2 protein-coding genes are annotated in these 1,573 nt (G+C 64.1%); both read left to right on the forward strand.

Annotated features, from left to right (window positions below; genetic code table 11):
- Positions 1–673: maleate cis-trans isomerase family protein (locus ACRDUX_RS39440; protein WP_526422760.1), on the forward strand; the 673-nt coding region annotated here is incomplete at its 5' end.
- Positions 674–676: 3 nt separating this feature from the next.
- On the forward strand, positions 677–1,573 hold an 897-nt coding region (locus tag ACRDUX_RS39445), incomplete at its 3' end, for an RsbRD N-terminal domain-containing protein (protein WP_526422762.1).

The following is a 1,573-nucleotide window of genomic DNA, read 5'->3' on the forward strand; positions in this document are numbered from 1 at the left end:
GCCCACGACGTACCGGATGCTGGGTGAGCGGACCGACGTGAGCGTCCACTTCACCCGCATCCCGGTCGCCCGGGTTGGCCTCGACGGCACCTCCGATGCCCAGTTCGACACGGCCGGTATGGAAGCGGCTGCGTCCCTGCTGGCAGCCGCCGATGTCGACGTGATCGCTTGGAACGGTACGGCCGGGTCGTGGCTGGGCACGGCGCATGACCGCGCGATCACCGACACCATTACCGCCGCGACAGACGTGCGGGCTCTCACCAACACTCAGGCCTACATGGCGGTGTTCGGCGCGCTGGGTGTGCGCCGCCTCGGCATTGTCACCCCCTACCCCGACGATATGAACGCCAAGATCGGCGAGTGCTACCGCGACGAGGGCATCACGGTGACTGCAGCACACGGCTTCGATCTCACCGAGACCACCGACATCGCCCGGATTCGACCCGAGGAGTTACTGGCGCCCACGCGACAGGTCGCACGAAGCGAACCCGATGCGATCGCCTACGTGTGCACCAATCTGCACGGCGCCGACGCCGTCGAGCCAGCCGAAGCCGAACTTGCGCTGCCCGTACTGGATTCGGTGGCGGTCACACTCGCGGCATGCCTGGCGACGGTGGGAGCCGGTCCATTGAACTCCCGATGGGGGTCTCATCTGGCGGGGTCGTTGGGTTGACCAGTGCGGCACTTGCCGGAACATGACGAAGCCCACCTGCGGTGGCAGATCCTGCTTGAGAATCTCGCCGGCATCGACGAACAACTGGCGGCCGAATATCTCGAACGAATCGACGGTGGCGCGCGCTACTACGACAACGTTCCCGACCAGAACGACCTGAAAGAGAGCGCCCGCAACGCATTTCGATATCTTCTCGGGTGCCTGCTGGAAAGACCCCTTTCGGACGAACTCATCGCGTTCCCGACAGCGGTCGGGGCTCTGCGCGCGCGCCAGGGCATAGCGTTGGAGAATCTGAGCGCGGCGGTCCGAAGCGACTTCCTGGTCGCATGGTCGGCCTTGTTACGTCTGGCCGATGACACCGATATGCGCGTGCTAGCCATGCATGTTGGTCAACTCTGGAAAGTGGTCGACGACTTCGCCGGTGCGGTCCAACAGGGTTACCTTGATCAGCGGCTGCAAACTGCGCGCACCAACATCATCGAACAACAGCAGAGCCTGTCCGACTTGTTCTCCGGCGAACCGAGTCCCGCCATGGTCCATCGCGCGGCAGAGGTCCTCGGCCTCGACGAGACTGCCTCCTATTGGGTTGTGGGGCTCACCGCCGACGGAGTCGCCTCGGCGGTGACCCGACGACTCGTTGGTCTCGACGTGGTGGCGTTGGAGCACATGGGTTCGGGGGTCACGCTGATCCTGCTTTCCGCCCACAGTCGCTGGCCTGACGACGAGGCGCTGGCAGCTGACCTCCTGTGTGGAGTGACCGGAGCTGTTGCACCACGAACTGTTCAGTTACAGAACGCCTTCCGCTCAGCAGCTACCGTCCGGATGCTTGCGCAGTTGGGCGTGGAGGCGACTACTCTTCGTCGTTCGTGGTCGAAGTTGTCGGTTGCGCAACTGTGCACG

The organism is Mycobacterium sp. (genome assembly GCF_050701675.1).
In the GTDB taxonomy this organism is placed as follows: domain Bacteria; phylum Actinomycetota; class Actinomycetes; order Mycobacteriales; family Mycobacteriaceae; genus Mycobacterium.